The organism is Pseudomonas sp. S49 (genome assembly GCF_009866785.1).
Lineage (GTDB): Bacteria > Pseudomonadota > Gammaproteobacteria > Pseudomonadales > Pseudomonadaceae > Aquipseudomonas.
In genome coordinates this window covers 2,714,649-2,733,460 of record NZ_CP019432.1, presented here as the reverse complement: position 1 = coordinate 2,733,460, position 18,812 = coordinate 2,714,649, and the positions used below count along the sequence as shown (strand labels likewise).

Sequence of the window (18,812 nt, the reverse complement as noted above, 5' to 3'; positions counted from 1 at the left end):
TCAATTCAATGGCTCGCGGCCGGGCTGGCCGTCGCAATAACGGCGGTGTCGTCATGCGGCTTTGCCGGGGTTTTGCCTTTGGTTCCTGGCGCCGTGCGGGCGAAAAAGATCACCACCGCCGCGATCAGCGACGTCGCCGCCAGGCCATACAGCCCGCCCTCGATCGAGCCGGTGGTTTCTTCGAGGAAGCCGAACGCTGTCGGCGCGACAAAGCCGCCGAGGTTGCCGATGGAGTTGATCAGGGCGATCACCGCAGCGGCGATACGCGCATCCAGATAGCTTTGCGGAATTGGCCAGAACAATGCCGACGCAGCCTTGAAGCCGATGGCGGCGAAGCAGATCGCGACGAAGGCGAAGATCGGCCCGCCGGTGGTCGACATGAACATGCCGATCGCCGCAATCACCAGCGTCAGGGCGACCCAGGCTTGCTGGAATTTCCACTTGCCGGCCATCGCCGCGAAACCGTACATGGCGACAATCGAAATGATCCACGGGATCGAGTTGAGCAGGCCGACCTGGAAGTCACCGAGATTGCCCATCTTCTTGATCATGCTCGGCAGCCAGAACGTCGCGCCGTAAATGGTCAGTGCGATGGAGAAATAGATGAAACAGAACAGCGCAATCTGCCGATCCGCCAATAGCTTGAACATCGACGGTTTGACCACCTGCGACGCCTCACGAGCGCGCTGCTCCTCGGCAATCGCCGCCACCAGCGCTTCGCGCTCTTCTTCGCTCAGCCACTTGGCCTGACGCGGATGCGATTGCAGCCAGAACCAGACGAATGCGCAGAGCACCACTGAAGCCGCGCCCTCAATCAAAAACATCCACTGCCAGCCATGCAGGCCGAGGCCGCTGATGTGCAGCAACGCACCGGAGACCGGGCCGGAGATCACCGAGGCAATGGCCGAACCGCTGAGAAACACCGCCATGGTCTTGCCGCGCTCGGAGGCCGGCAGCCATTGGGTGAAGTAATAAATGATTCCCGGAAAGAACCCCGCCTCCGCCGCACCGAGAATAAAGCGCAACACATAGAAACTGGTTTCCCCTCTGACGAAGGCCATGGCCATGGCCGCTGCGCCCCAAGTGAACATGATCCGCGTCAGCCAGACCCGCGCCCCATAACGCTGCAGAAGCATGTTGGACGGCACTTCGAACAGCGCGTAGCCCACAAAGAACAAACCGGCGCCGAGGCCGTAAGCCGCCGCGCCGATGCCCAGATCGGTTTCCATGTGGCTGCGTACGAAACCGATGTTGACCCGATCGATGTAGTTGACGATGAACATCACCACGAACAGCGGCAGCACGTGACGCTTGACCTTGGCGGCGGCACGGGCGAGAACCGTGACGTCCAGCGGACTCTGGAGGGTTTTCAAGGGCGACTCCCGATCTTGTTTTTTTAGGGATGGCGTAAAGCGATGGACCGATCATGGACGGCGATCATTGATCCCGTCTAATCTAACTTGGCATTCGATTGATACCCGGATTAGATCAATGTTCGAACTGACCCAGCTACGCTGCTTCACCACTGTCGCTACCGAACTCAACTTTCGCCGCGCCGCCGAGCGACTGAACATGACGCAGCCGCCGCTGAGTCGGCAGATCCAGCTGCTCGAGCATCATCTCGGCGTCGAGCTGTTCACCCGCAGCACCCGTAGCGTCGCCTTGACCGCCGCCGGCCGTGCATTTTTCATCGAAGCACAGAACCTGCTGGAGCGCGCGCAGCAGGCAGCCGTCACCGCCCGACGGTTTGCCGAGGGCGATATCGGCTCGGTGAACATCAGTTTTGTCGGCAGCGCGGTGTATGAGTTTCTGCCCAAGGTGATCGCCGAGGCGCGACTGAAACAGCCGCAGGTGAAAATCGATCTGTCGGAAATGAACACTTACCAGCAACACGAAGCCCTGCGCGCCCGCCGCATCGATCTGGGCATCGCCCGTGCGCCGTTATTGGAGCCGGGCTACGCCACCGAATGCCTGGTGCGCGAGCCGTTTGTACTGGCGGTGCCGAGTGGACATCCATTGGCAACGGCGGCTGAAGTGGCGGTCAGTGACCTGGATAAACAACCGTTCCTGATGTATTCCCACGCCGCGTATCCGCCGTTCAATGAACTGCTGACCGGCATGCTGCGCTCGGCACGGGTCGCGCCGGATTATGTGCAGTGGCTGGGTTCTTCTCTGACGATTCTGGCCTTGGTCAACGCCGGCATGGGCCTGGCGCTGGTGCCGCGTTGCGCTACCAGTGTGGTGTTCAAGAATGTGGTGTTTCGCGATATCGATCTGGGCGAAGGGGTGCAGAGCGAGCTGCATCTGATCTGGCGGGAGAACAACGACAACCCGGCGTTTGCGATGTTGCTGGAAGCGATTCGCCGGGCGGTGGCTGAGGGTTGGGGCTAGTGGCTGGCGGCGCTGATCAGCGCTTTGGCGGTGGAGGCGCACTCGGCCCTTTGACCAGCGGTTTTGCCAACGGCTTGCCGTCTGGGCCTACGAAGAGACGCGCCACGTGAGGCGGCATGGGGTTGGGTGCTTTTGCGCTCATGAAACAACCTCCTCGACAGAATTGAATTCGACCCACTGAACTTTTGAGGAATCTATCACCATTGATTCGGCGCCAAAAGTGAGCACCTCGCCACCATCGCCAAGCCATTGTGGATTCAGCAAGATAAATTGCCCTTCCGAGGGGCCAGAAGGCCACTCCAAGGGCCAGCCAAACAATCGCCTCTCGTCATTCAGTTGCAAAGTGACAAGGCGATCCTGTCGCTCAAAAGCGCTGTACCACTCGCTGGGATGGGAGCTTTTACGTGTCAGGTTTCGCTTGCGTAGCCACACATGCAACACCCCGTTTGAAGCCAAATAACAGAAAAGCCCGGCGAGACATACTGAAACAATAAATGCCCACAATGCCTCCGCCCGAGCATCCCATTTCCCTACGGAAAAGCCTTTCGACCCCACCCACAGACAAATTGCCCCAATCCCCAGTACCGCGCCCTGAATCACAAACGTAAAAATAAGCGCCTGCACAATCTGCCCGAACGTATCCGGTCGTTTGAACGCCGTCAGTGAGTAAAAAATCCACGCTGACAAAAACCCGGGAATCAGATACTGCAACAGCGGAATAACTTCTTTGACCAGATCGTCCATGATCCGTGGCTCCTTGAAAGGTCGTACTGGCCTGACTATCCACCAGCCCTCAAAAGCCTAGTGCACACAACTGCAAATCCTCGCGAGCAACTGTCACCGTTCATTTCGCGAATCAAATCCACGCAGGGCGCGGGATTCTTGTCGTGCAAATTGAGCCGCAGCATTTCCCTGACCGATATTTCCGACTGACCTTCAGCCCGCAAGCAACCAAAAAAAAGCAGAAACCGCCCATGCTGTTTCTGCTTTTTTTGCGTCCGGAAATGCCGTTACAGGCAATCACGTACCGATTGGCGCAACGACCCGGACTTCGCCCACGGCGGCCCCTGATACAACGAAACCCGGCTGCCATTCTTGTATTTGACGATGTCGAGAATCTCATCGGCCGTGATGATGCTTGGCGCGGTGATGCGATAGCCGTTGGAAATCGATGTCTGCGAGGTTTTGGCGACATCCTTCTGCCACAACGGTAATACACACGCGGCATAGTCCTTGGGTGCCTTGTCACTGGTCTTGTTGACATTCGGCTCACCCGGCACCAACGACGCCGGCAACGAGCAACCCGCCAACAGGGCCAACGCCAACGTCCCGATCCATATCCGCATAGTGTTTTCCTGATCTGAAAAAAGTGAATGTAGCGCGTAAGCCGGCGCACATCCATCGTGGCACCGCGCCGTCAGCGTAATTTGCACAACTTTTCACAACCGCTCGGCGTGCTGACGAACGCGCTTTGCCCATCGATGAAAAATGCGACTACTCTTTTCTACCGAGAATGTTCTGGAGGTGATCATGCGGCTCAATGAATACGAACACGAACTTCAACGCGACCTGCAAAGCGTTGCATCGGACCTGCGATGGTCGGCGGTCGACCTGAAACGTATCGCGGAACAACTGCGCAAATCCGGCAACGAGGCGGATGCGCAAACTGTGCTGAGATCCTGCGAGGTGCTGCAAAGCGATGAAGAACGGCTGCAACTCTATGCCAGGGAAGTGAAGGCCCGCGCCATCAGCCGTACCAAGGTCCACTGACCGCCCCGCCCTTTCCCCCAAATAAAAGCCCCGACACATGCCGGGGCTCTTTCGTTACAACCCGTCAATGGCTTTTGTGACTTTGCGCGCGCGTCGAGCGTTTTTTGTAGCCGGGCAATGCAGCGGCGTAGGCCAGCGCCTCCTCCCTGCTACCAAACGACGCCAGCCGATCGCCTTGGGTGCAAACCCGCCATGGGCCATTGTTCACGCTAAGCACGTCATAGCCGTTCATGTGCATCTTGTTCAACATCGGCATGCTCATGGACACCTCCATTTTTGCTAACGGTCAGATCCAGCTCACGCTTTTACCTTACACCCGCATTCGCACAAATGGCCGACCGGGTGTCGCCAGCCCAGCAGTCAAGGATCCGGCACTTTTCCCGAAAATCAGCTCTCCAAATCCCCATGAAACCTTTACCTCAAGGCCCGGCTCAAATATTGCAGTTTTATTTCTATTTTGTGACAGTCATTAAACCAGGTAACAGATGAAAGTACGTGCAACCGTTATATGCGAACAGGATCGCCACATTCTCCTGGTGCGCAAACACCGCTGCCGCTGGACATTGCCCGGCGGTAAGGTCGAGCCAGGGGAAACCCGGGCGCAGGCTGCCGTGCGCGAATTGCAGGAAGAAACCGGCCTGGATGCCGACGAGGTGTTGTATTTGATGGAACTGCAGAGCGGCAGCACGCGGCATCATGTCTACGAGGCGTCCGTGCAGGACTTTGAGCAGGTGCGCCCGCAAAACGAGATCATCGATTGCATCTGGCATCCGCTGGATGCGGTGCGCAATCTGAACACCAGCGAAGCGACGCTGCGCATTGTTCAAGCGTTTCAACGACGTTTATGAGGGCTTAGCCAGCGAACGCGCGACGACCGGCGCTCATTTCGGTGCGTAATTCACCGATGAAGTTGGAAATGTCACGGACGGTGACCAGATGCTCGGGGGAAACGCCATTGAGCAATAAATCCACCCGCCCACTTTCCGGGTCATAAACCTTGATCTGCAGGAGCCCCTGCGCGGAGGGGGTGCAGTCACATTTACGTGCCGGAAAGCCAGACTCGACGATGCGGCAAATATCGGCAATGACAAGCATGGGTGGACGCCTCGCAGGCGATGATTCGCTGAATCCGTAGAGCATAGATGAGCAATTTGTGTCTTGCTCGACACAAAAATGCCAAGCGCGTCACAACTTCGTCAGTGCGCGTCATGATCCCAGATCCAGTTCCACATCCCCGGCAAACTCACCGCTTCCGAGCTTTTTTCCACCGTGCGCGCCAGCGCCGCTTTCTCCAGCGCGACGTGATCGTCATAAAAAGGCTTGTCCGCCAGCCTCACGCCCGTGGCGGCGGCGCTATCCAGCAAAATCTGCAGGTATTCGCGCGTGTGCCGCGCGGTATAGCGGTTGAGATCATGGAACGTCACCACCACCGGAATGACCCCGTCCACGGTTGGCAATTCGCCAAGGGCAATACGTTCACGAACCTGCGATAACTGTCGCAGCATGTTTGCCCGGCGCCGCGGGCTGGCATTGAAGCCCCAGATCTTGCCGTCGTTGGCGCTCAAGTCCGTAAGCAATACATGCAAACCGTGCTGCTGATAGGCGGCAAAGGTGCGTTTGTCGTAGTTCCAGAACGGTGGGCGCAACAATGTCGGTGGCGCGCCGGTGATGGCGGCGATATCAGCCGTGCCGTTGCTCAGCGACTCTTCGAGTTCTTGCGGGTCGAGCAAACGATGATTGGTGTGCCAGTGGGTCGCGGTGTGAAACGCGAGAATGTGCCCCTCATCATGTTCACGACGCATGATGCTGCGACCAATTTCACTGTTGCCCGCTCGTGGCGCACGCGTCTGCACAAAGAACACCGCTTTGATGTCTGGCTGCAGCGGATTGTCCTTGAGACTGTCGAGCACTGTGGCCGACGGATTCCACAAACTCGAAGCGCTGGGGCCATCGTCGAACGTCAACAGAAAACGCACCGGCGCCTGGGTCTTCAGGCGCGTTTCGGTTTGCGCGGTCATTTCTATCGGGGCGGCGATGCAACCGGCCAGCCCAAGCGCAATCAGCGCAGCACAAAGAAGTTTGAATCCGGATGTCATGTTTTGCCTTGAGCACGGCGACGGCCGTCATGTGGTCGATTGGCAAAACTCCCTCGCCCTTATCCATCCCTGCGCTCCGATACACGAGCGGAGGTTGGATAAGGTACACAGGGTTTGGTTCCGGCGCTCGCTCAGTGCGTCAATGCCTGCTGAAAAGACGTGTCGATAATGGCGGCGGTGGCCAACGGCACCGGCAGCGCTTTCACTTTGAACAGGAAGTCGGCAGTGCTTTGCAGGTCCGTCGCAGCCTGCTGATCCACCGGCCCGACCGTCATGTGCGCCTGACGCAACCAGTGCCGAGACACCTGCTGATCGAGATTGGCTTTCTTTGCCCACAGATCGGCGTACTCATCGGTGTGGCTGTCGACCCAGGCCCGAGCCAGTTTCAAACGGCCGAGAAAATCCGCGATGGCGGCACGCTTGCTGTCGATGGACGGCGTCGACGCGGCGATAGCGCTGAGCCCCGGCATCAGGTTTTTTGCGGTCAGGATTGGCCGCGCGCCGGAGAACACGATCTGCTGGGAAATGTACGGTTCCCACACCGGAAAGGCGTCAATACTGCCCTGTGGCAACGCGGCGGCGGCATCGATCGGCATCAGCTTGACGAAGTCGACATAGTTTTCCGGCAGACCGCTCTGCTCGAGGGCGCGCAAGGTCAACTGCTGACTCCAGGCACCCGGCCAGTAAGCGACTTTCTTGCCTTTCAGGTCGGCGATGGTTTTCACCGGAGAATCCTTCGGCACCAGCAACGCGATGGTGTCGGGATTCTGCCGCGAGACGCCGATCAACTTCACTGGCGCCTGCTTGGCGGCCAGAAACAGAAAGCCGGAATCACCGAGAAAACCCAGATCCAGCGAGCCGGTCTGCAAGGCTTCCGCCAAGGGTGCTGCGGCCTGGAAGTGTTTCCAGTCGACAGTATAAGGCGCGTCTTTCAATACGCCGGACGCCTCTACTGAAGCTCGAATGTTGTAGTAGTTCTGATCACCGACATGCAGGACCAATGGGTCGACTGCGTAGGAAAGCGGCGAGGTGAACAGTGCTGTTAATAACGCACTGCGTAGAAAACGAGAAAGCTTCATGGCTTGTCCTGCAAAGGGAAATTGCATAGACCATAACGCTGTTATTTCTCGGTGTTGAAATTCGATTAACGCATAAGCTCATCACGCTTGATGCCTGCTGTTCGCGTGGCAACAGTAGCGAATCACACTGTTGCCCATGCAACAGCGCAAATCCTGCATCCGGCCTTCAAACCCTTGTAAAACGGCACTTCCAAGCACATGGCACAGAGCCTGCAATATTCCAGTCATGCAGGAAGCATTCGATAAAAATATCTTTTTGGACATAAGAAACCTGTGCCTTTGCCGGAGCGCCCCATGACATCGTTCTTCTCTCATTTCAAGCCACTGCTGGCCGCCAGCGCCATGGTGCTGAGCCTGCAACCGTTCGCCCATGCGACTGAGACCGCGCCGGCGGAAGTGCATCTCGACTACGCCTATTACTCGCCGGTCAGTCTGGTGCTCAAGCACTTCGGCTTCCTCGAAAAGGCCTTGCCGCAAACCAAAGTCAGCTGGGTATTGAGTCAAGGCAGCAACCGCTCGCTGGAATACCTCAACAGTGGCGGCGTGGATTTCGCTTCCAGTGCCAGCCTGGCCGCCGTGCTGAGTCGGGCCAATGGCAGCCCGATCAAATCCGTCTACGTCTACAGCCGCGCCGAATGGACAGCCTTGGTGGTGCGCAAGGATTCGCCGTACCAGACCGTCGCTGACCTGAAGGGCAAAAAGATCGCCGCCACCAAAGGCACCGATCCTTACCTGTTTACCCTGCGCAGCCTGCAACAGGCCGGGCTGAAAAAAGACGACGTCGAACTGGTCCATCTGCAACACCCGGATGGTCGTACCGCGCTGGAAAAAGGCGATGTCGACGCCTGGGCCGGACTCGATCCGCACATGGCCGCCAGTCAGGTGCAGGCCGGTTCGCGCCTGCTCTACCGCAACCCGGCGTTCAACAGTTACGGCGTGGTCAGCGTCACCGAGCAATACGCCAAGGAACACCCGCAGACCATCGACACCGTCATCAAGGCTTACGAACAGGCCCGCGACTGGGCCGTGAAAAACCCTGATGAGTTCGCCGCCCTCCTCGCCAAGGAGTCCGGCTTACCGCTGGATGTGGCCAGGCTGCAACTGTCGCGAACGGACCTGAGCAGCCCGCAACTCACTCAGCAGGACATCAGCGCCTCCAAGGCAGCGGCGCCAATTCTGGTCTCCGAGGAACTGGTGCGCCGTGGGGTGAATGTCGATCAAGTCATCGATCAATTGCTCGACAGCGGTGTGCAGCAAGCCGTCGCCCACCAGTAACTGATCAGCCTCACAACAACTCCGCGCCCGTCGCGGCGTTGTCGTTACCGGAGCCAAAGCCATGACCACTCACAGCAAAGACCTGCCCGCGCCGCTCGCCGTGTCGCGCCCGCTTCCGGCAGGATTCAGCCCGACATGGCAGCGCCGCGGCAAAGGCCTGGCCTTGCCATTGCTGATCATCGTCGCGCTGGAAATTATCGTACGCATCGGTTGGTTGCCGTCCTACCAGATGCCGGCGCCGAGCGAGATCGCCCTGACCCTCACCGACCTTGCCGAAGGCGCACTGTGGAAACACATCGGCGCCAGCCTTATTCGCGTGTTGCTGGGTTTTGCCATTGGCGCCAGTCTGGCGCTGGTGTTTGCTGCCTGGGTTGGCTTGAGCCGTGAGGCCGAGGCGTATCTGGAGCCGACGTTTGCCGCCCTGCGTTCCATTCCGAGCCTGGCCTGGGTGCCACTGCTGCTGTTGTGGCTGGGCATCGACGAGACGTCGAAAATCGTCCTGATTGCCATCGGCGCGTTTTTTCCGGTGTACGTCAACGTGGTCGCAGCCATTCGCAACATTGATCGCAAACTGGTGGAAGTCGGGCGCATCTATGGCTTCAGCCGCTTGCAACTGGTACGACGGATCTTGCTGCCGGCCGCCCTGCCCGGCCTGTTCACCGGGTTACGCAGCGGCATGAGCCTGGCGTGGATGTTTCTGGTGGCGGCGGAATTGATCGCGGCGACCAAGGGTTTAGGCTATCTGCTCAGTGACGGTCGGGAAACCTCGCGGCCGGACATCGTGCTGGCCGCGATCATCGTGCTCGCCTTGCTCGGCAAACTCAGTGACGGCTTGCTGGCCATGCTCGAACGTCGCTGGTTGAAATGGCGTGACACCTTCACCGGTCAGGACGCCAGCGACTAAGCTGAAATCTCCCACCGGAGATTCAGCCCATGTGCGGAAGACTCTCGCAGTACCGTGGCATTCACGACTTTGTCGCGGTGCTGAGCATTCCCGACGCGTTGATCAATCACGTCGGCGATGCGCCGCTCAGTCGCTACAACGCGGCGCCGACCACCGCGCTGGCCGTTCTTCATCAACAAGGACAGCAACTGCATGCCGACAATCTGCGCTGGGGCTGGCGCCCGCACTGGGCCAAGGATCGCCCCGCACCCATCAATGCCCGGGTGGAGAAAGTCGCCCACGGCCCGTTCTTCCGGGCGATCTGGCGCCATCGTTTGATTGTGCCCGTGGATAACTGGTTTGAATGGGTCGACACCGAGGACAAAACCCGACAACCGTGGCTGATCCGTCGGGCGGATCATGGGACAGTTTTCTGCGCCGCCATCGGACAATTTACGACAACTGAAACAGCGGCCCGGGATGACGACGGTTTCGTGATCATCACCGCCAATACCGTGGGCGGCATGCTAGATATCCATGATCGCCGACCGGTGGTGTTCCGCGCAGAGTTGGCGCGCGAGTGGCTCGATCCGGCGACGCCGGTTGAACGCGCCGAGCAAATGCTGCTGTTTGAAGGTGAATGCAGCGAAGTGTTCGAATGGTACAAAGTCGGCAAAGCTGTCGGTAACGTGCGCAATCAGGGGGCCAGTTTGATTATTGAGCAGACTTAAACATTTGCCGACTTCACGCGTCTATCAATGCAGGAGCAGCCGAAGGCTGCGATCTTTTGACGCAGCGTTATAAGAAATAAAGCTATTGCAAATTTGAGCAATTCATAAAGCGAATCACTGCCGTTACAAACCCTGTTTCATTTTTGAGACGGCGCACATAAAACACACGTTCGAATGAACTAACCGCCTGTCTGACATTTCAACCGTCATACATACATTTAGATGCACTACGGCTAGCATGCGCGCCGCATTTCCATTTGGTATACCAGTTGACCAAAGAGTCAACAAACCAGGAACCCCCTAACGTCTACAAGCCTTGCAGAGAAATAAGTTGCGCGACGATTTTGCAATCAAACAGGTCAGCGGCCTGGAGTGTATTTATCTGTCCATGACAGAACGCTTTGAACTCGACTGTTTTATCGGCCACTACATCAAGACCCGAAACCTGCGTTCCGTACCTGATATCGAACGCATCCTGCGCACCACCCTCGAAGGGTATCCTGGCCATGCGCCGGTGATGGTCAACGAGCTGAATGCGTGGATTGATCGAACCTTGGGATATCGGGCCACACACCCCGACTTCACGCAGTTGGACGATCTTTGAAACCGTAAAAAAGCCCCGCATTTTCGGGGCTTTTTCGTAGAAATCACTCAAAACTTGCGATCAGGATCTGAAAGCTCTCTGCCGTCATCGTGCTTCCAGGTTTGCTACTTGTGCTTTTCCCGCTCTATTTCCTCTTCAGTCGGCTCATCAGTCTCCTGCTCATCCGTCTCCGGATGCTTCTGCTCAGTCGCCATGCGCACCTCCCGTTATCAGTTAATCTCCATCCCTGAAGCGTAGAACAGACAACTTACAACCACCAGCGCAGCAAAAAGAAGAACGCCATGCTCAACAACATGCTGAGCAAAGTACTGCGCGTGTAGATCACCAGTGCGATCGCTACCAGCGAACTAAGCAGATAAGGATTATCCCACTGCAGATTCAACTGTTTGTCGGGCATGAAGACAATCGGCCCGCAAATGGCGGTGAGCATTCCGGGAACCGCAAACCCGAGAAACTGCCGTGCATTGCTACTTAAACGTACCGGCAAACGCGGTTCGAGAAACACGTAGCGGTTGAGAAAAACCAGAATCCCCATGCCGAAAATCACTGCCCAAACCATCATGTGCGCTCCCGATACAGCTTGTTGCAGATAAACCCTGCGGTCATTCCTGCCAGTCCGGACAACACCAGCGCTGAGCCCCATTGCCAGTAACTGAACAGCACTGAACAGAACAGCGACACCGCCACACACACCACCGTCGGTACGTTACGCACCACCGGTGTGATCAACGCGATAAACGTGGCGGCAATCGAGAAATCCAGCCCCAAGTGCTCAAGCCCCGGAATGCTGCTGCCAAGGACAATGCCGGCGAGGGTGAACAGGTTCCACGCGATGTAAAACGTCAGGCCGACGCCCAGCGCATACCAGCGATTGAACTGCTGGCGGTCATGCTGACTGGTCAACGCGAACAACTCATCGGTGAGCAAAAAGCCCAGGCCTATGCGCCAACGCCCAGGCAGCGGCGCAATCACTGAACGCATGCTCATGCCATACAGCAAGTGCTGCGACGTCAGCAGCAGCGTGGTCAGCAGAATCGAGAAAATCCCCGCACCGCCCTTGAGCATGCCGATCGCCACCAATTGCGCGGCACCGGCAAACACGATGCTCGATAAACCTTGACCTTGCAGCGGCGTAAGGTTGGCCTCGATCGCCATGGAACCGGCCAGCAGCCCCCACGGTGCGGTGGCCAGAGACAACGGCATGATCGCCACTGCGCCACGAAGGAACGCACTGCGTGGCATTACTGAGTCAGACATAAACGTTCTTCAACCAGGAAAACGGTCGGCGACTGTGCCAGTAAATTCGCTTTTCTGGCTTGAACAATCTTGCGCACTTGTGGGAAATCGTCCGGATGCGCGCGGAATAGGCTGACTTTCGCACTGACTTTTAATGCCCTGAGCGGCGTAACATAGCGCCATTCACAATCGCGTCAGGGAGACGACATGCTGTACCGAATCGCAGCCGACGGGCTGGTGCTGTTTCATTTGTGCTTCATTCTGTTCGTGCTGTTTGGCGGGCTGCTGGTACTCAAATGGCCACGGGTGATGTGGCTGCATTTGCCGGCGGCCGCCTGGGGTGTGGCGGTCGAGGTGTTGCACCTGACCTGCCCACTGACCTACTGGGAAAACCTCATGCGCCACGCCGCCGGACAGACTGAATACGCCGGCGGTTTTATCGAGCATTACATCTGGCCGATCATCTATCCGGCCGGGCTGACCCCGCAGATTCAACTGGCGCTCGGCAGCGTGGTGCTGGCGGTCAACCTGCTGGTGTATGGGCGGGCATTTCGCTCATGGAAACATCGGCGCGCCGCTTCGCCGCTTTAATTATCCTCGCCGACTGACTTGAAGCGGGCCTCGAAATCCGCTGCCAGGTCCGCCAAGGTGATGCCACCCAACCGCGACAGCAACAGCGCCTGCGCCTCATCGAAGGTGCGTGTCAGTGCGGCGTTCACCGCTTGCTCGACCAGACACTCCGGGTGATCCGTCGACAAACCGATGGAAAAAATCGACTGCGTGCCTAACGCCTGGTGGATATCCAGCAGGGTGATCTGCGCCAGCGGTTTGGCCAGCGCCCAGCCTCCCTGATGGCCCTTCTCTGACGTCACAAACCCCTGCTCCTTGAGCAAACCCATGGTGCGCCGCACCACCACCGGGTTGGTGCCAAGCATGCCGGCGATGGTTTCCGAGGTCGCGCGCTTTTCATGGCGAGCCATGTGAATCAACACATGGAGCATGCGCGATAACCGCGTGTCGTTTCTCATCGATGATCCTTTTTTCAAGCCGTTGCGAAGATGCGCCGAGTATCGCTTGCAAGGTCTGAAGTTACGAGACTATTGACAGCAATATTTCTCGTAACTTACGGTGTACTCTGAAAATTCAAGAGGAGATTCGCTCATGGTGTACGACGTCATCATCGTTGGCGGCAGCTATGCCGGGCTGTCCGCCGGCCTGCAACTGGCCCGCGCCCGACGCAATGTGCTGGTGCTGGATTCAGGACTGCGACGCAACCGTTTTGCCGAAACATCCCACGGTTTCCTCGGCCAGGATGGACGTGCACCGGGGCAAATTGCTGACGAAGCACGCGCACAGTTACTGGCTTACCCCAGCGTGCAATGGCTAACGGATACAGCAGTTGAAGCGACTCGGACTGACAGCGGATTCGATCTGCGCACCGAGAGCGGACAATGGCTCAGCGCCAAGCGACTGATCCTGGCCTCGGGCGTCATCGACGAGTTGCCGGACATCGACGGTCTCAGGCAACGCTGGGGCCAAAGTGTTTTTCATTGCCCGTACTGCCACGGTTATGAACTGAATCAAGACGCGATCGGCGTATTGGCGACGTCACCCATGTCGATTCATCACGCCCTGCTACTGCGGGATTGGGGCCCGACCACGTTCTTCACCAACGGCGTGTTCGAGCCGGATGCCGAACAATTGGCGGAACTGGATCGCCGCGGTGTAACCCTGGAAACCCGGCCGGTCAGTCACATCCGTGGCGAGCGTGCGGACGTGGTACTCAGCGATGGTCAGGTCATCGCTGTTGCAGGCCTGTTCGCCATGCCACGCACACGCATGGCCAGCCCGCTGGCTGAACAACTGGGATGTACATTCGAGGATGGCCCGATGGGACCGTTTATTCAGACTGACGCGACACAACAAACCAGCGTCGCCGGCGTATTTGCCTGCGGAGATGCGGCATTGGCTGCCGGTTCAGTAGCGCTGGCAGTTGGCGATGGGGCCCGCGCCGGTGCAGGCACTCATCGCTCACTGATCTTTGGCTGAAACTTATACTGCGGACGTTTCAGCGCGAAGTTGGCTTCAACGCCTCCAGCCAGGACGGATCCAGACGCGTCTGCTCGGTGTCGAGACCCAGCACCTGCATCCGTTCCTTGTGCGCCTCGACTTCCCGCCACAGCTGCCCATGATCGCTGGAGTTACCGTCCAGTTCGTGCATTTGCGTCAACCCCAAGTGGTAGAAACGCAAAACCTTCATCGCCACTGGATCGTTCTGCTCCACCGCCGCCGTCACCTGATGCATCACATTGGTGATGCTCATCAGGTTGCGCTTGAGTCGCCAGCTATACACCGCTGGCGCCATCCAGCTCTGATTCCAGAAGCGCCCGCGCAGTAACCCCGCAGTCAGCAGAAATGCCAGAAAAACCCCGCCGACATTGAAGCGCAGGTTATCGCCGCCAGGTTCGCCGAACAACGCCACCGCCACGCTCGAGAACAACATCGCCAGCACCAGGAACAGCACGGCGATGATGATCGTGCTGCGTCGGGTCTGCTGGCGAAAGGTGGCGGCATCCATCGGCTGAATCTCGAACATCACAAATGACTTCCTTGAGCGACAAAAGGGCTAACAGAAAAAAGCGGCCGGGGCATTATCGCCTCTACGACGGATTTAGCTATGCTGGGGCTCCTCTTCATCTTTTCAGCGTCCAAAGGGGACATGGCGGTATAGCGCAGATCGTGCCATCTTCATTCATGGATACACACTATTCGGATGCCATTGCTCAGCTTCGTGATGACATCGTTTTAAGGATCATTGCATGACCCAACGACACGTAATCAACGCCTCGGTCAGCCCGAAAGGCAGCCTGGAAACCCTTTCTCAACGTGAAGTTCAGCAACTGAGCGAAGCCGGATCCGGCAGCACCTACACCCTCTTCCGCCAGTGCGCCCTGGCCATCCTCAACACCGGCGCCCATGTCGATAACGCCAAGACTATCCTTGAAGCCTACAAGGACTTCGAAATCCGCATTCACCAACAGGATCGCGGCGTGCGCCTGGAGCTGCTGAACGCTCCGGCCGACGCCTTCGTCGACGGCGAAATGATCGCCAGCACCCGCGAAATGCTCTTCAGCGCCCTGCGCGACATCGTCTACACCGAAAACGAACTCGACAGCCAACGCATCGACCTCAGCACCTCGCAAGGCATCAGCGACTACGTCTTCCACCTGCTGCGCAACGCACGCACTCTGCGTCCCGGCGTCGAGCCGAAAATCGTTGTGTGCTGGGGCGGTCACTCGATCAACACCGAAGAATACAAATACACCAAGAAAGTCGGCCACGAACTGGGCCTGCGCAGCCTCGACATCTGCACCGGTTGCGGCCCGGGCGTGATGAAAGGCCCGATGAAAGGCGCAACCATCGCCCACGCCAAACAGCGTATTCACGGCGGTCGTTATCTCGGCCTGACCGAGCCGGGCATCATTGCCGCCGAAGCGCCGAACCCGATCGTCAACGAGCTGGTGATTCTGCCGGACATCGAAAAACGTCTGGAAGCCTTCGTGCGTGTCGGCCACGGCATCATCATCTTCCCGGGCGGTGCCGGTACCGCTGAGGAATTCCTCTACCTGCTGGGCATCCTGATGCACCCGGACAACAAGGGCCTGCCGTTCCCGGTGATCCTCACCGGGCCGAAGCACGCCGCGCCGTATCTGGAACAGCTCGACGCCTTCGTCACCGCCACCCTGGGTGAAGCAGCCAAGCAACACTACGAAATCATCATCGACGACCCGGCCGAAGTGGCACGGCAGATGACTCAGGGGCTGAAAGCGGTTAAGCAGTTCCGCCGCGAGCGCAACGACGCGTTCCACTTCAACTGGCTGCTGAAAATCGACGAAGGCTTCCAGCGCCCGTTCGATCCGACCCACGAAAACATGGCCAACCTGAAACTGCACCGCGACCAGCCACCGCACGAACTGGCGGCGAACCTGCGTCGGGCGTTCTCCGGCATTGTCGCCGGTAACGTCAAGGACAAGGGCATTCGCCTGATCGAAGAACACGGGCCGTACCAGATCCGTGGTGATGCGGCGATCATGCAACCGCTCGATGCGCTGCTCAAAGCCTTCGTCGCCCAGCACCGGATGAAACTGCCGGGCGGCGCGGCGTATGTGCCTTGCTATAGGGTGGTGGCGTAACACTTACAGCACACCCAAAACCTTGGGAGCTGTTTTGCAAGCGATCAAAGTTAGACTCCCATTGACATGCGGCGCCCTAAACGCCGGATGCCAATGGATTCTCCAGACAGACATCTAACCTAATGAGTAATTTCGTACTTCGTAAAAGGTGCGTCCACTGGATTTCCGCCCAAATCCACCCTATAGGCAAACTCAGCGCCCTGCGGGCCTATGTTTTTCAGTAAGTCTGCGCGAGACACCTTTATTTCGATAGTCTCCGAATGAGGAGTGGTACCGGTAAATCCTTCACCGATCAACTTGCCATCTAAAACAACCTGAACGAAAAATGGGGTAATGGGACCATCCTCCGCCAGAGGACCCGGCGGGATCCGTGCAGTAGCGCCATCTGGGACATCGGTCAGTTTTATGATGCCGTCTACAGCTTCGTTGATTACAAGTGGTTCAAGAGCCTTAGCCATCTCTTTATTCCTTTAAAAATTGGTTGAGCACGCGAAGCTATCGCGTACGAAGCGATTAGGCCCATGCCGGCGAAGATCCACAACTGTCAGAAATTACAGGTGGGGTCTTTATTCCGACCAACGGCAACCTCGGCTTTAACGCACCAGTCGTAAAGCCAACGCCTTCGCCTGCAACGCCACATCCGTCACCGCCGTGCTCTCCCACGACATCCCGCGCAATGGCGGCCCCATGGCAAACAATCGGTCAGCCGCAAGCCCTTCGGCATCCAGCACCGCACCATCCACCGCCGCCGCAATCCCCAACGCCAACGGTCCCGGCTGCACCAGACCGCGCGCCAGCACCTGTTGCGGCAACGGTCGCGCCACCCGACGCCAGTCGTATTCGATGCCACTGGAGTTGACCAACGCGGCGCCCTGCACCACGCAGGTTTGCGACTCACCGCGACGCCGAATGCGAATACTCACTCCACCTTCCACATTCGGCTCCAGCCCCTTGAAAGACGCCGCCTGAATCCGCAAACGCCCTTCTTTGTGCAATCGCTCAACCAGCTTCGCGCTCAACGGCGGTGAACGGTGATGATGGCTTTCCCACCACGGCCGCACATGCCGTACGAATTGTCGACGCTGCTGGTCAGTCGCCTGACTCCACAGCCGGGCGATGTGTACGCGGACTGTGTCCAGCGGTGCCTGCCAATCGATGCCTTGCGCAATGGCTGCCCGGCATTGCCGACGCAACTCGCGCAATAACTGTCGGGGCGTGCGAATACTGTGATCGTCGCCAAGAAAATCCACCCAGGCCGGCGGTTGTCGGCGAACATGGGGCAACAAACCATGCCGCGAAAACACTTCAATCGGCCCGCGATGTCCGGCTTGCTCCAGCGATACCACGGCATCGACCATGGTCAGGCCGGAGCCAATGATCATCACGGTGGATTGCGGATCGAGCTGGCGCATGGCTGCGACATCCCAAGGATCGAGCGCGGTGGCGTTGAGACCGCTGGAGGTTTTCTGCGGGGTTCGCGCGGCAGGGAACATTCCAGTCGCCAAGACCGCGTAGCCACCGCGCAGTGCCTGACCATTGCTCAGTATGAGCTGCACCGAATCGGCCTCGACTTGCAGGTCGACGACCTCCGCGCGAATGTGTTCAACGCTCGAACCATAATGCGCCCCGACAGTGCGCGCTTCAGCCAGACGTTGCTGCACATAGACACCAAACAAACCACGCGGCGGGAACAGTTCGCTGACCGGCACATCCTGCTCGGCCGATTCAGGCCAGCCACCACCGGCAATGTGCTCGGTCAGCCATTGCGTCAAATCATCAGGATTATCCGGATCAACACTCATGCGTGCGGCGTTGCCATTGAGTGTGTGACCTAACTCGACCGCGCTGTACGCCTCGCCCCGTCCCAGTTCCGCACGCGGTTCAACGATGAGGACCTTGCGCCGGCCAGGCAGTCGCAATAATTGCACCGCCAACATCGTGCCGCTGAGGCCACCGCCGATAATCAGGATGTCTGCGCTCTGACTCATTCAAATCACCACATTACGCACAAACCGCGCCGCAACTTCCCCATCATTGCGATAGGAATGCGGCTGGTTACTGGCAAACATGAAGAACTCACCTGTACCGATGTGCTGCGGCTGATCGCCGAGCATCAGGGTCAGGCAACCTTCAAAGACGAAAATCTGCTCGCTCCAGCCCTCGGCATCCGCTTGCGACGGATAGACCTCGCCGGGTTGCAGGCACCACTCCCATTGCTCGACTTCGCGGGTCGCCGTGGCTTTGGAAAGCAACACCGCTTTGCTGCCCGGGTGGGTGCCCGCCCATGCCACCTCGTTGATGCGGCTCGGGTCGCGGGCATCCGGCGCCTGGATCAGATCGCTGAACGCCACATCGAGCGCCTCGGCGACGCGATCCAGCGTGGTCAGGCTGACATTCTTCTCGCCCGCCTCGATCGCCACCAGCATGCGCCGGCTGACCCCGGATTTTTCCGCCAGCGCAGTCTGGCTCATGTCGGCGGCATGACGTAGGCGTCGCACATTCAGGCTGACGTGTTGCAGGACGGACGCCCGTTGCGTTGAATCTTTGTGCACTA

General features: G+C 58.3%; 24 protein-coding genes. 10 read left to right on the top strand and 14 right to left on the bottom strand.

Annotated elements, in window-relative coordinates:
* Positions 1–5 precede the first annotated feature (5 nt).
* The gene (locus PspS49_RS12235) at positions 6–1,373 is read right to left on the bottom strand and encodes an MFS transporter (RefSeq protein ID WP_127926837.1); all 1,368 of its coding nucleotides are present in this window, start codon (positions 1,371–1,373) and stop codon (positions 6–8) included.
* A 118-nt stretch (positions 1,374–1,491) separates the two neighbouring features.
* On the opposite strand from PspS49_RS12235, the gene PspS49_RS12230 reads away from it, so the two are divergent.
* On the top strand, positions 1,492–2,391 hold the full coding sequence (locus tag PspS49_RS12230; protein WP_127926836.1) for a LysR substrate-binding domain-containing protein: 900 nt from the start codon (positions 1,492–1,494) through the stop codon (positions 2,389–2,391).
* Positions 2,392–2,529: 138 nt separating this feature from the next.
* Here PspS49_RS12230 and PspS49_RS12225 read toward each other — a convergent pair whose 3' ends face one another.
* Together PspS49_RS12225 and PspS49_RS12220 are read right to left on the bottom strand one after the other, a co-directional pair.
* Positions 2,530–3,135, bottom strand: a complete 606-nt coding sequence (locus PspS49_RS12225; protein ID WP_150773903.1) for a DUF6338 family protein — start codon at positions 3,133–3,135, stop codon at positions 2,530–2,532.
* A 266-nt stretch (positions 3,136–3,401) separates the two neighbouring features.
* Positions 3,402–3,737, bottom strand: coding sequence for a hypothetical protein (locus PspS49_RS12220; protein WP_127926835.1), 336 nt, complete (start codon positions 3,735–3,737; stop codon positions 3,402–3,404).
* 184 nt (positions 3,738–3,921) lie between these two features.
* Here PspS49_RS12220 and PspS49_RS12215 point away from each other — a divergent pair, with 184 nt between their 5' ends.
* Complete coding sequence (locus tag PspS49_RS12215) at positions 3,922–4,161, top strand: hypothetical protein (protein WP_065259780.1); 240 nt, start codon at positions 3,922–3,924, stop codon at positions 4,159–4,161.
* Between the two features lie 64 nt (positions 4,162–4,225).
* On the opposite strand, the gene PspS49_RS12210 is transcribed toward PspS49_RS12215, so the two are convergent.
* Positions 4,226–4,423 carry a DUF2188 domain-containing protein gene (locus PspS49_RS12210; RefSeq protein ID WP_127926834.1) on the bottom strand — a complete coding sequence of 66 codons (198 nt, stop codon included), beginning with the start codon at positions 4,421–4,423 and terminating at the stop codon, positions 4,226–4,228.
* Positions 4,424–4,646: 223 nt separating this feature from the next.
* On the opposite strand from PspS49_RS12210, the gene PspS49_RS12200 reads away from it, so the two are divergent.
* Positions 4,647–5,009 (top strand): NUDIX hydrolase, encoded by a 363-nt coding sequence (locus PspS49_RS12200; protein ID WP_127926833.1) that lies wholly within the window; start codon positions 4,647–4,649, stop codon positions 5,007–5,009.
* Between the two features lie 4 nt (positions 5,010–5,013).
* Here the strand turns inward: PspS49_RS12200 and PspS49_RS12195 are convergent, their stop codons facing one another.
* The 3 genes from PspS49_RS12195 to PspS49_RS12185 form a co-directional block, all read right to left on the bottom strand.
* Positions 5,014–5,256, bottom strand: coding sequence for a DUF1652 domain-containing protein (locus PspS49_RS12195; protein WP_127926832.1), 243 nt, complete (start codon positions 5,254–5,256; stop codon positions 5,014–5,016).
* Between the two features lie 101 nt (positions 5,257–5,357).
* A complete protein-coding gene (locus PspS49_RS12190; protein WP_160039463.1) occupies positions 5,358–6,257 on the bottom strand; it encodes a polysaccharide deacetylase family protein in 900 nt (299 codons plus the stop codon).
* A gap of 131 nt (positions 6,258–6,388) precedes the next feature.
* A complete protein-coding gene (locus PspS49_RS12185) occupies positions 6,389–7,336 on the bottom strand; it encodes an ABC transporter substrate-binding protein (protein WP_150751869.1) in 948 nt (315 codons plus the stop codon).
* A 294-nt stretch (positions 7,337–7,630) separates the two neighbouring features.
* On the opposite strand from PspS49_RS12185, the gene PspS49_RS12180 reads away from it, so the two are divergent.
* The 4 genes from PspS49_RS12180 (at position 7,631) to PspS49_RS12165 (ending at position 10,829) form a co-directional block, all read left to right on the top strand.
* Complete coding sequence (locus PspS49_RS12180) at positions 7,631–8,611, top strand: aliphatic sulfonate ABC transporter substrate-binding protein (RefSeq protein WP_127926829.1); 981 nt, start codon at positions 7,631–7,633, stop codon at positions 8,609–8,611.
* A 61-nt stretch (positions 8,612–8,672) separates the two neighbouring features.
* The gene (locus PspS49_RS12175) at positions 8,673–9,515 is read left to right on the top strand and encodes an ABC transporter permease (protein WP_150773910.1); all 843 of its coding nucleotides are present in this window, start codon (positions 8,673–8,675) and stop codon (positions 9,513–9,515) included.
* Positions 9,516–9,544: 29 nt separating this feature from the next.
* Entirely contained in the window at positions 9,545–10,225 is a 681-nt protein-coding gene (locus PspS49_RS12170) for an SOS response-associated peptidase family protein (RefSeq protein WP_160039461.1), read from the top strand.
* 331 nt (positions 10,226–10,556) lie between these two features.
* Entirely contained in the window at positions 10,557–10,829 is a 273-nt protein-coding gene (locus PspS49_RS12165) for a hypothetical protein (RefSeq protein WP_077573339.1), read from the top strand.
* Between the two features lie 247 nt (positions 10,830–11,076).
* Here PspS49_RS12165 and PspS49_RS12160 read toward each other — a convergent pair whose 3' ends face one another.
* Together PspS49_RS12160 and PspS49_RS12155 are read right to left on the bottom strand one after the other, a co-directional pair.
* Positions 11,077–11,388 carry an AzlD domain-containing protein gene (locus PspS49_RS12160; RefSeq protein ID WP_174244501.1) on the bottom strand — a complete coding sequence of 104 codons (312 nt, stop codon included), beginning with the start codon at positions 11,386–11,388 and terminating at the stop codon, positions 11,077–11,079.
* A complete protein-coding gene (locus PspS49_RS12155) occupies positions 11,388–12,086 on the bottom strand; it encodes an AzlC family ABC transporter permease (RefSeq protein WP_127926826.1) in 699 nt (232 codons plus the stop codon). Before PspS49_RS12155 ends, PspS49_RS12160 begins: the two co-directional genes overlap by 1 nt.
* Before the next feature lie 186 nt (positions 12,087–12,272).
* On the opposite strand from PspS49_RS12155, the gene PspS49_RS12150 reads away from it, so the two are divergent.
* The gene (locus PspS49_RS12150; protein WP_127926825.1) at positions 12,273–12,656 is read left to right on the top strand and encodes a DUF2784 domain-containing protein; all 384 of its coding nucleotides are present in this window, start codon (positions 12,273–12,275) and stop codon (positions 12,654–12,656) included.
* Here the strand turns inward: PspS49_RS12150 and PspS49_RS12145 are convergent.
* Complete coding sequence (locus PspS49_RS12145; protein WP_095120329.1) at positions 12,653–13,093, bottom strand: Rrf2 family transcriptional regulator; 441 nt, start codon at positions 13,091–13,093, stop codon at positions 12,653–12,655. The genes PspS49_RS12150 and PspS49_RS12145 overlap by 4 nt on opposite strands.
* Positions 13,094–13,226: 133 nt before the next feature.
* Between PspS49_RS12145 and PspS49_RS12140 the strand changes: the two genes are divergently transcribed.
* Positions 13,227–14,114, top strand: a complete 888-nt coding sequence (locus PspS49_RS12140) for an NAD(P)/FAD-dependent oxidoreductase (protein ID WP_150751863.1) — start codon at positions 13,227–13,229, stop codon at positions 14,112–14,114.
* Between the two features lie 19 nt (positions 14,115–14,133).
* On the opposite strand, the gene PspS49_RS12135 is transcribed toward PspS49_RS12140, so the two are convergent.
* Positions 14,134–14,661, bottom strand: coding sequence for a DUF3087 domain-containing protein (locus tag PspS49_RS12135; protein ID WP_150751862.1), 528 nt, complete (start codon positions 14,659–14,661; stop codon positions 14,134–14,136).
* Between the two features lie 223 nt (positions 14,662–14,884).
* Here PspS49_RS12135 and ppnN point away from each other — a divergent pair, with 223 nt between their 5' ends.
* Entirely contained in the window at positions 14,885–16,258 is a 1,374-nt protein-coding gene (gene ppnN / locus PspS49_RS12130) for a nucleotide 5'-monophosphate nucleosidase PpnN (protein WP_034152412.1), read from the top strand.
* Between the two features lie 119 nt (positions 16,259–16,377).
* On the opposite strand, the gene PspS49_RS12125 is transcribed toward ppnN, so the two are convergent.
* The 3 genes from PspS49_RS12125 to PspS49_RS12115 all read right to left on the bottom strand — a co-directional run bounded on the left by PspS49_RS12125 (position 16,378) and on the right by PspS49_RS12115 (position 18,810).
* On the bottom strand, positions 16,378–16,716 hold the full coding sequence (locus PspS49_RS12125; protein ID WP_127926821.1) for a hypothetical protein: 339 nt from the start codon (positions 16,714–16,716) through the stop codon (positions 16,378–16,380).
* Between the two features lie 135 nt (positions 16,717–16,851).
* Complete coding sequence (locus PspS49_RS12120; RefSeq protein ID WP_160039459.1) at positions 16,852–18,246, bottom strand: FAD/NAD(P)-binding protein; 1,395 nt, start codon at positions 18,244–18,246, stop codon at positions 16,852–16,854.
* Entirely contained in the window at positions 18,247–18,810 is a 564-nt protein-coding gene (locus PspS49_RS12115) for an XRE family transcriptional regulator (protein ID WP_127926819.1), read from the bottom strand.
* Positions 18,811–18,812 lie beyond the last annotated feature (2 nt).

Excerpts from the sequence above, each read along its gene's own strand:
- PspS49_RS12230 (WP_127926836.1), top strand. The coding sequence starts at position 1,492 with ATGTTCGAACTGACCCAGCTACGCTGCTTCACCACTGTCGCTACCGAA.
- PspS49_RS12225 (WP_150773903.1), bottom strand. The coding sequence starts at position 3,135 with ATGGACGATCTGGTCAAAGAAGTTATTCCGCTGTTGCAGTATCTGATT.
- PspS49_RS12220 (WP_127926835.1), bottom strand. The coding sequence starts at position 3,737 with ATGCGGATATGGATCGGGACGTTGGCGTTGGCCCTGTTGGCGGGTTGC.
- PspS49_RS12215 (WP_065259780.1), top strand. The coding sequence starts at position 3,922 with ATGCGGCTCAATGAATACGAACACGAACTTCAACGCGACCTGCAAAGC.
- PspS49_RS12210 (WP_127926834.1), bottom strand. The coding sequence starts at position 4,423 with ATGAGCATGCCGATGTTGAACAAGATGCACATGAACGGCTATGACGTG.
- PspS49_RS12200 (WP_127926833.1), top strand. The coding sequence starts at position 4,647 with ATGAAAGTACGTGCAACCGTTATATGCGAACAGGATCGCCACATTCTC.
- PspS49_RS12195 (WP_127926832.1), bottom strand. The coding sequence starts at position 5,256 with ATGCTTGTCATTGCCGATATTTGCCGCATCGTCGAGTCTGGCTTTCCG.
- PspS49_RS12190 (WP_160039463.1), bottom strand. The coding sequence starts at position 6,257 with ATGACATCCGGATTCAAACTTCTTTGTGCTGCGCTGATTGCGCTTGGG.
- PspS49_RS12185 (WP_150751869.1), bottom strand. The coding sequence starts at position 7,336 with ATGAAGCTTTCTCGTTTTCTACGCAGTGCGTTATTAACAGCACTGTTC.
- PspS49_RS12180 (WP_127926829.1), top strand. The coding sequence starts at position 7,631 with ATGACATCGTTCTTCTCTCATTTCAAGCCACTGCTGGCCGCCAGCGCC.
- PspS49_RS12175 (WP_150773910.1), top strand. The coding sequence starts at position 8,673 with ATGACCACTCACAGCAAAGACCTGCCCGCGCCGCTCGCCGTGTCGCGC.
- PspS49_RS12170 (WP_160039461.1), top strand. The coding sequence starts at position 9,545 with ATGTGCGGAAGACTCTCGCAGTACCGTGGCATTCACGACTTTGTCGCG.
- PspS49_RS12160 (WP_174244501.1), bottom strand. The coding sequence starts at position 11,388 with ATGGTTTGGGCAGTGATTTTCGGCATGGGGATTCTGGTTTTTCTCAAC.
- PspS49_RS12155 (WP_127926826.1), bottom strand. The coding sequence starts at position 12,086 with ATGTCTGACTCAGTAATGCCACGCAGTGCGTTCCTTCGTGGCGCAGTG.
- PspS49_RS12150 (WP_127926825.1), top strand. The coding sequence starts at position 12,273 with ATGCTGTACCGAATCGCAGCCGACGGGCTGGTGCTGTTTCATTTGTGC.
- PspS49_RS12145 (WP_095120329.1), bottom strand. The coding sequence starts at position 13,093 with ATGAGAAACGACACGCGGTTATCGCGCATGCTCCATGTGTTGATTCAC.
- PspS49_RS12140 (WP_150751863.1), top strand. The coding sequence starts at position 13,227 with ATGGTGTACGACGTCATCATCGTTGGCGGCAGCTATGCCGGGCTGTCC.
- PspS49_RS12135 (WP_150751862.1), bottom strand. The coding sequence starts at position 14,661 with ATGTTCGAGATTCAGCCGATGGATGCCGCCACCTTTCGCCAGCAGACC.
- ppnN (WP_034152412.1), top strand. The coding sequence starts at position 14,885 with ATGACCCAACGACACGTAATCAACGCCTCGGTCAGCCCGAAAGGCAGC.
- PspS49_RS12125 (WP_127926821.1), bottom strand. The coding sequence starts at position 16,716 with ATGGCTAAGGCTCTTGAACCACTTGTAATCAACGAAGCTGTAGACGGC.
- PspS49_RS12120 (WP_160039459.1), bottom strand. The coding sequence starts at position 18,246 with ATGAGTCAGAGCGCAGACATCCTGATTATCGGCGGTGGCCTCAGCGGC.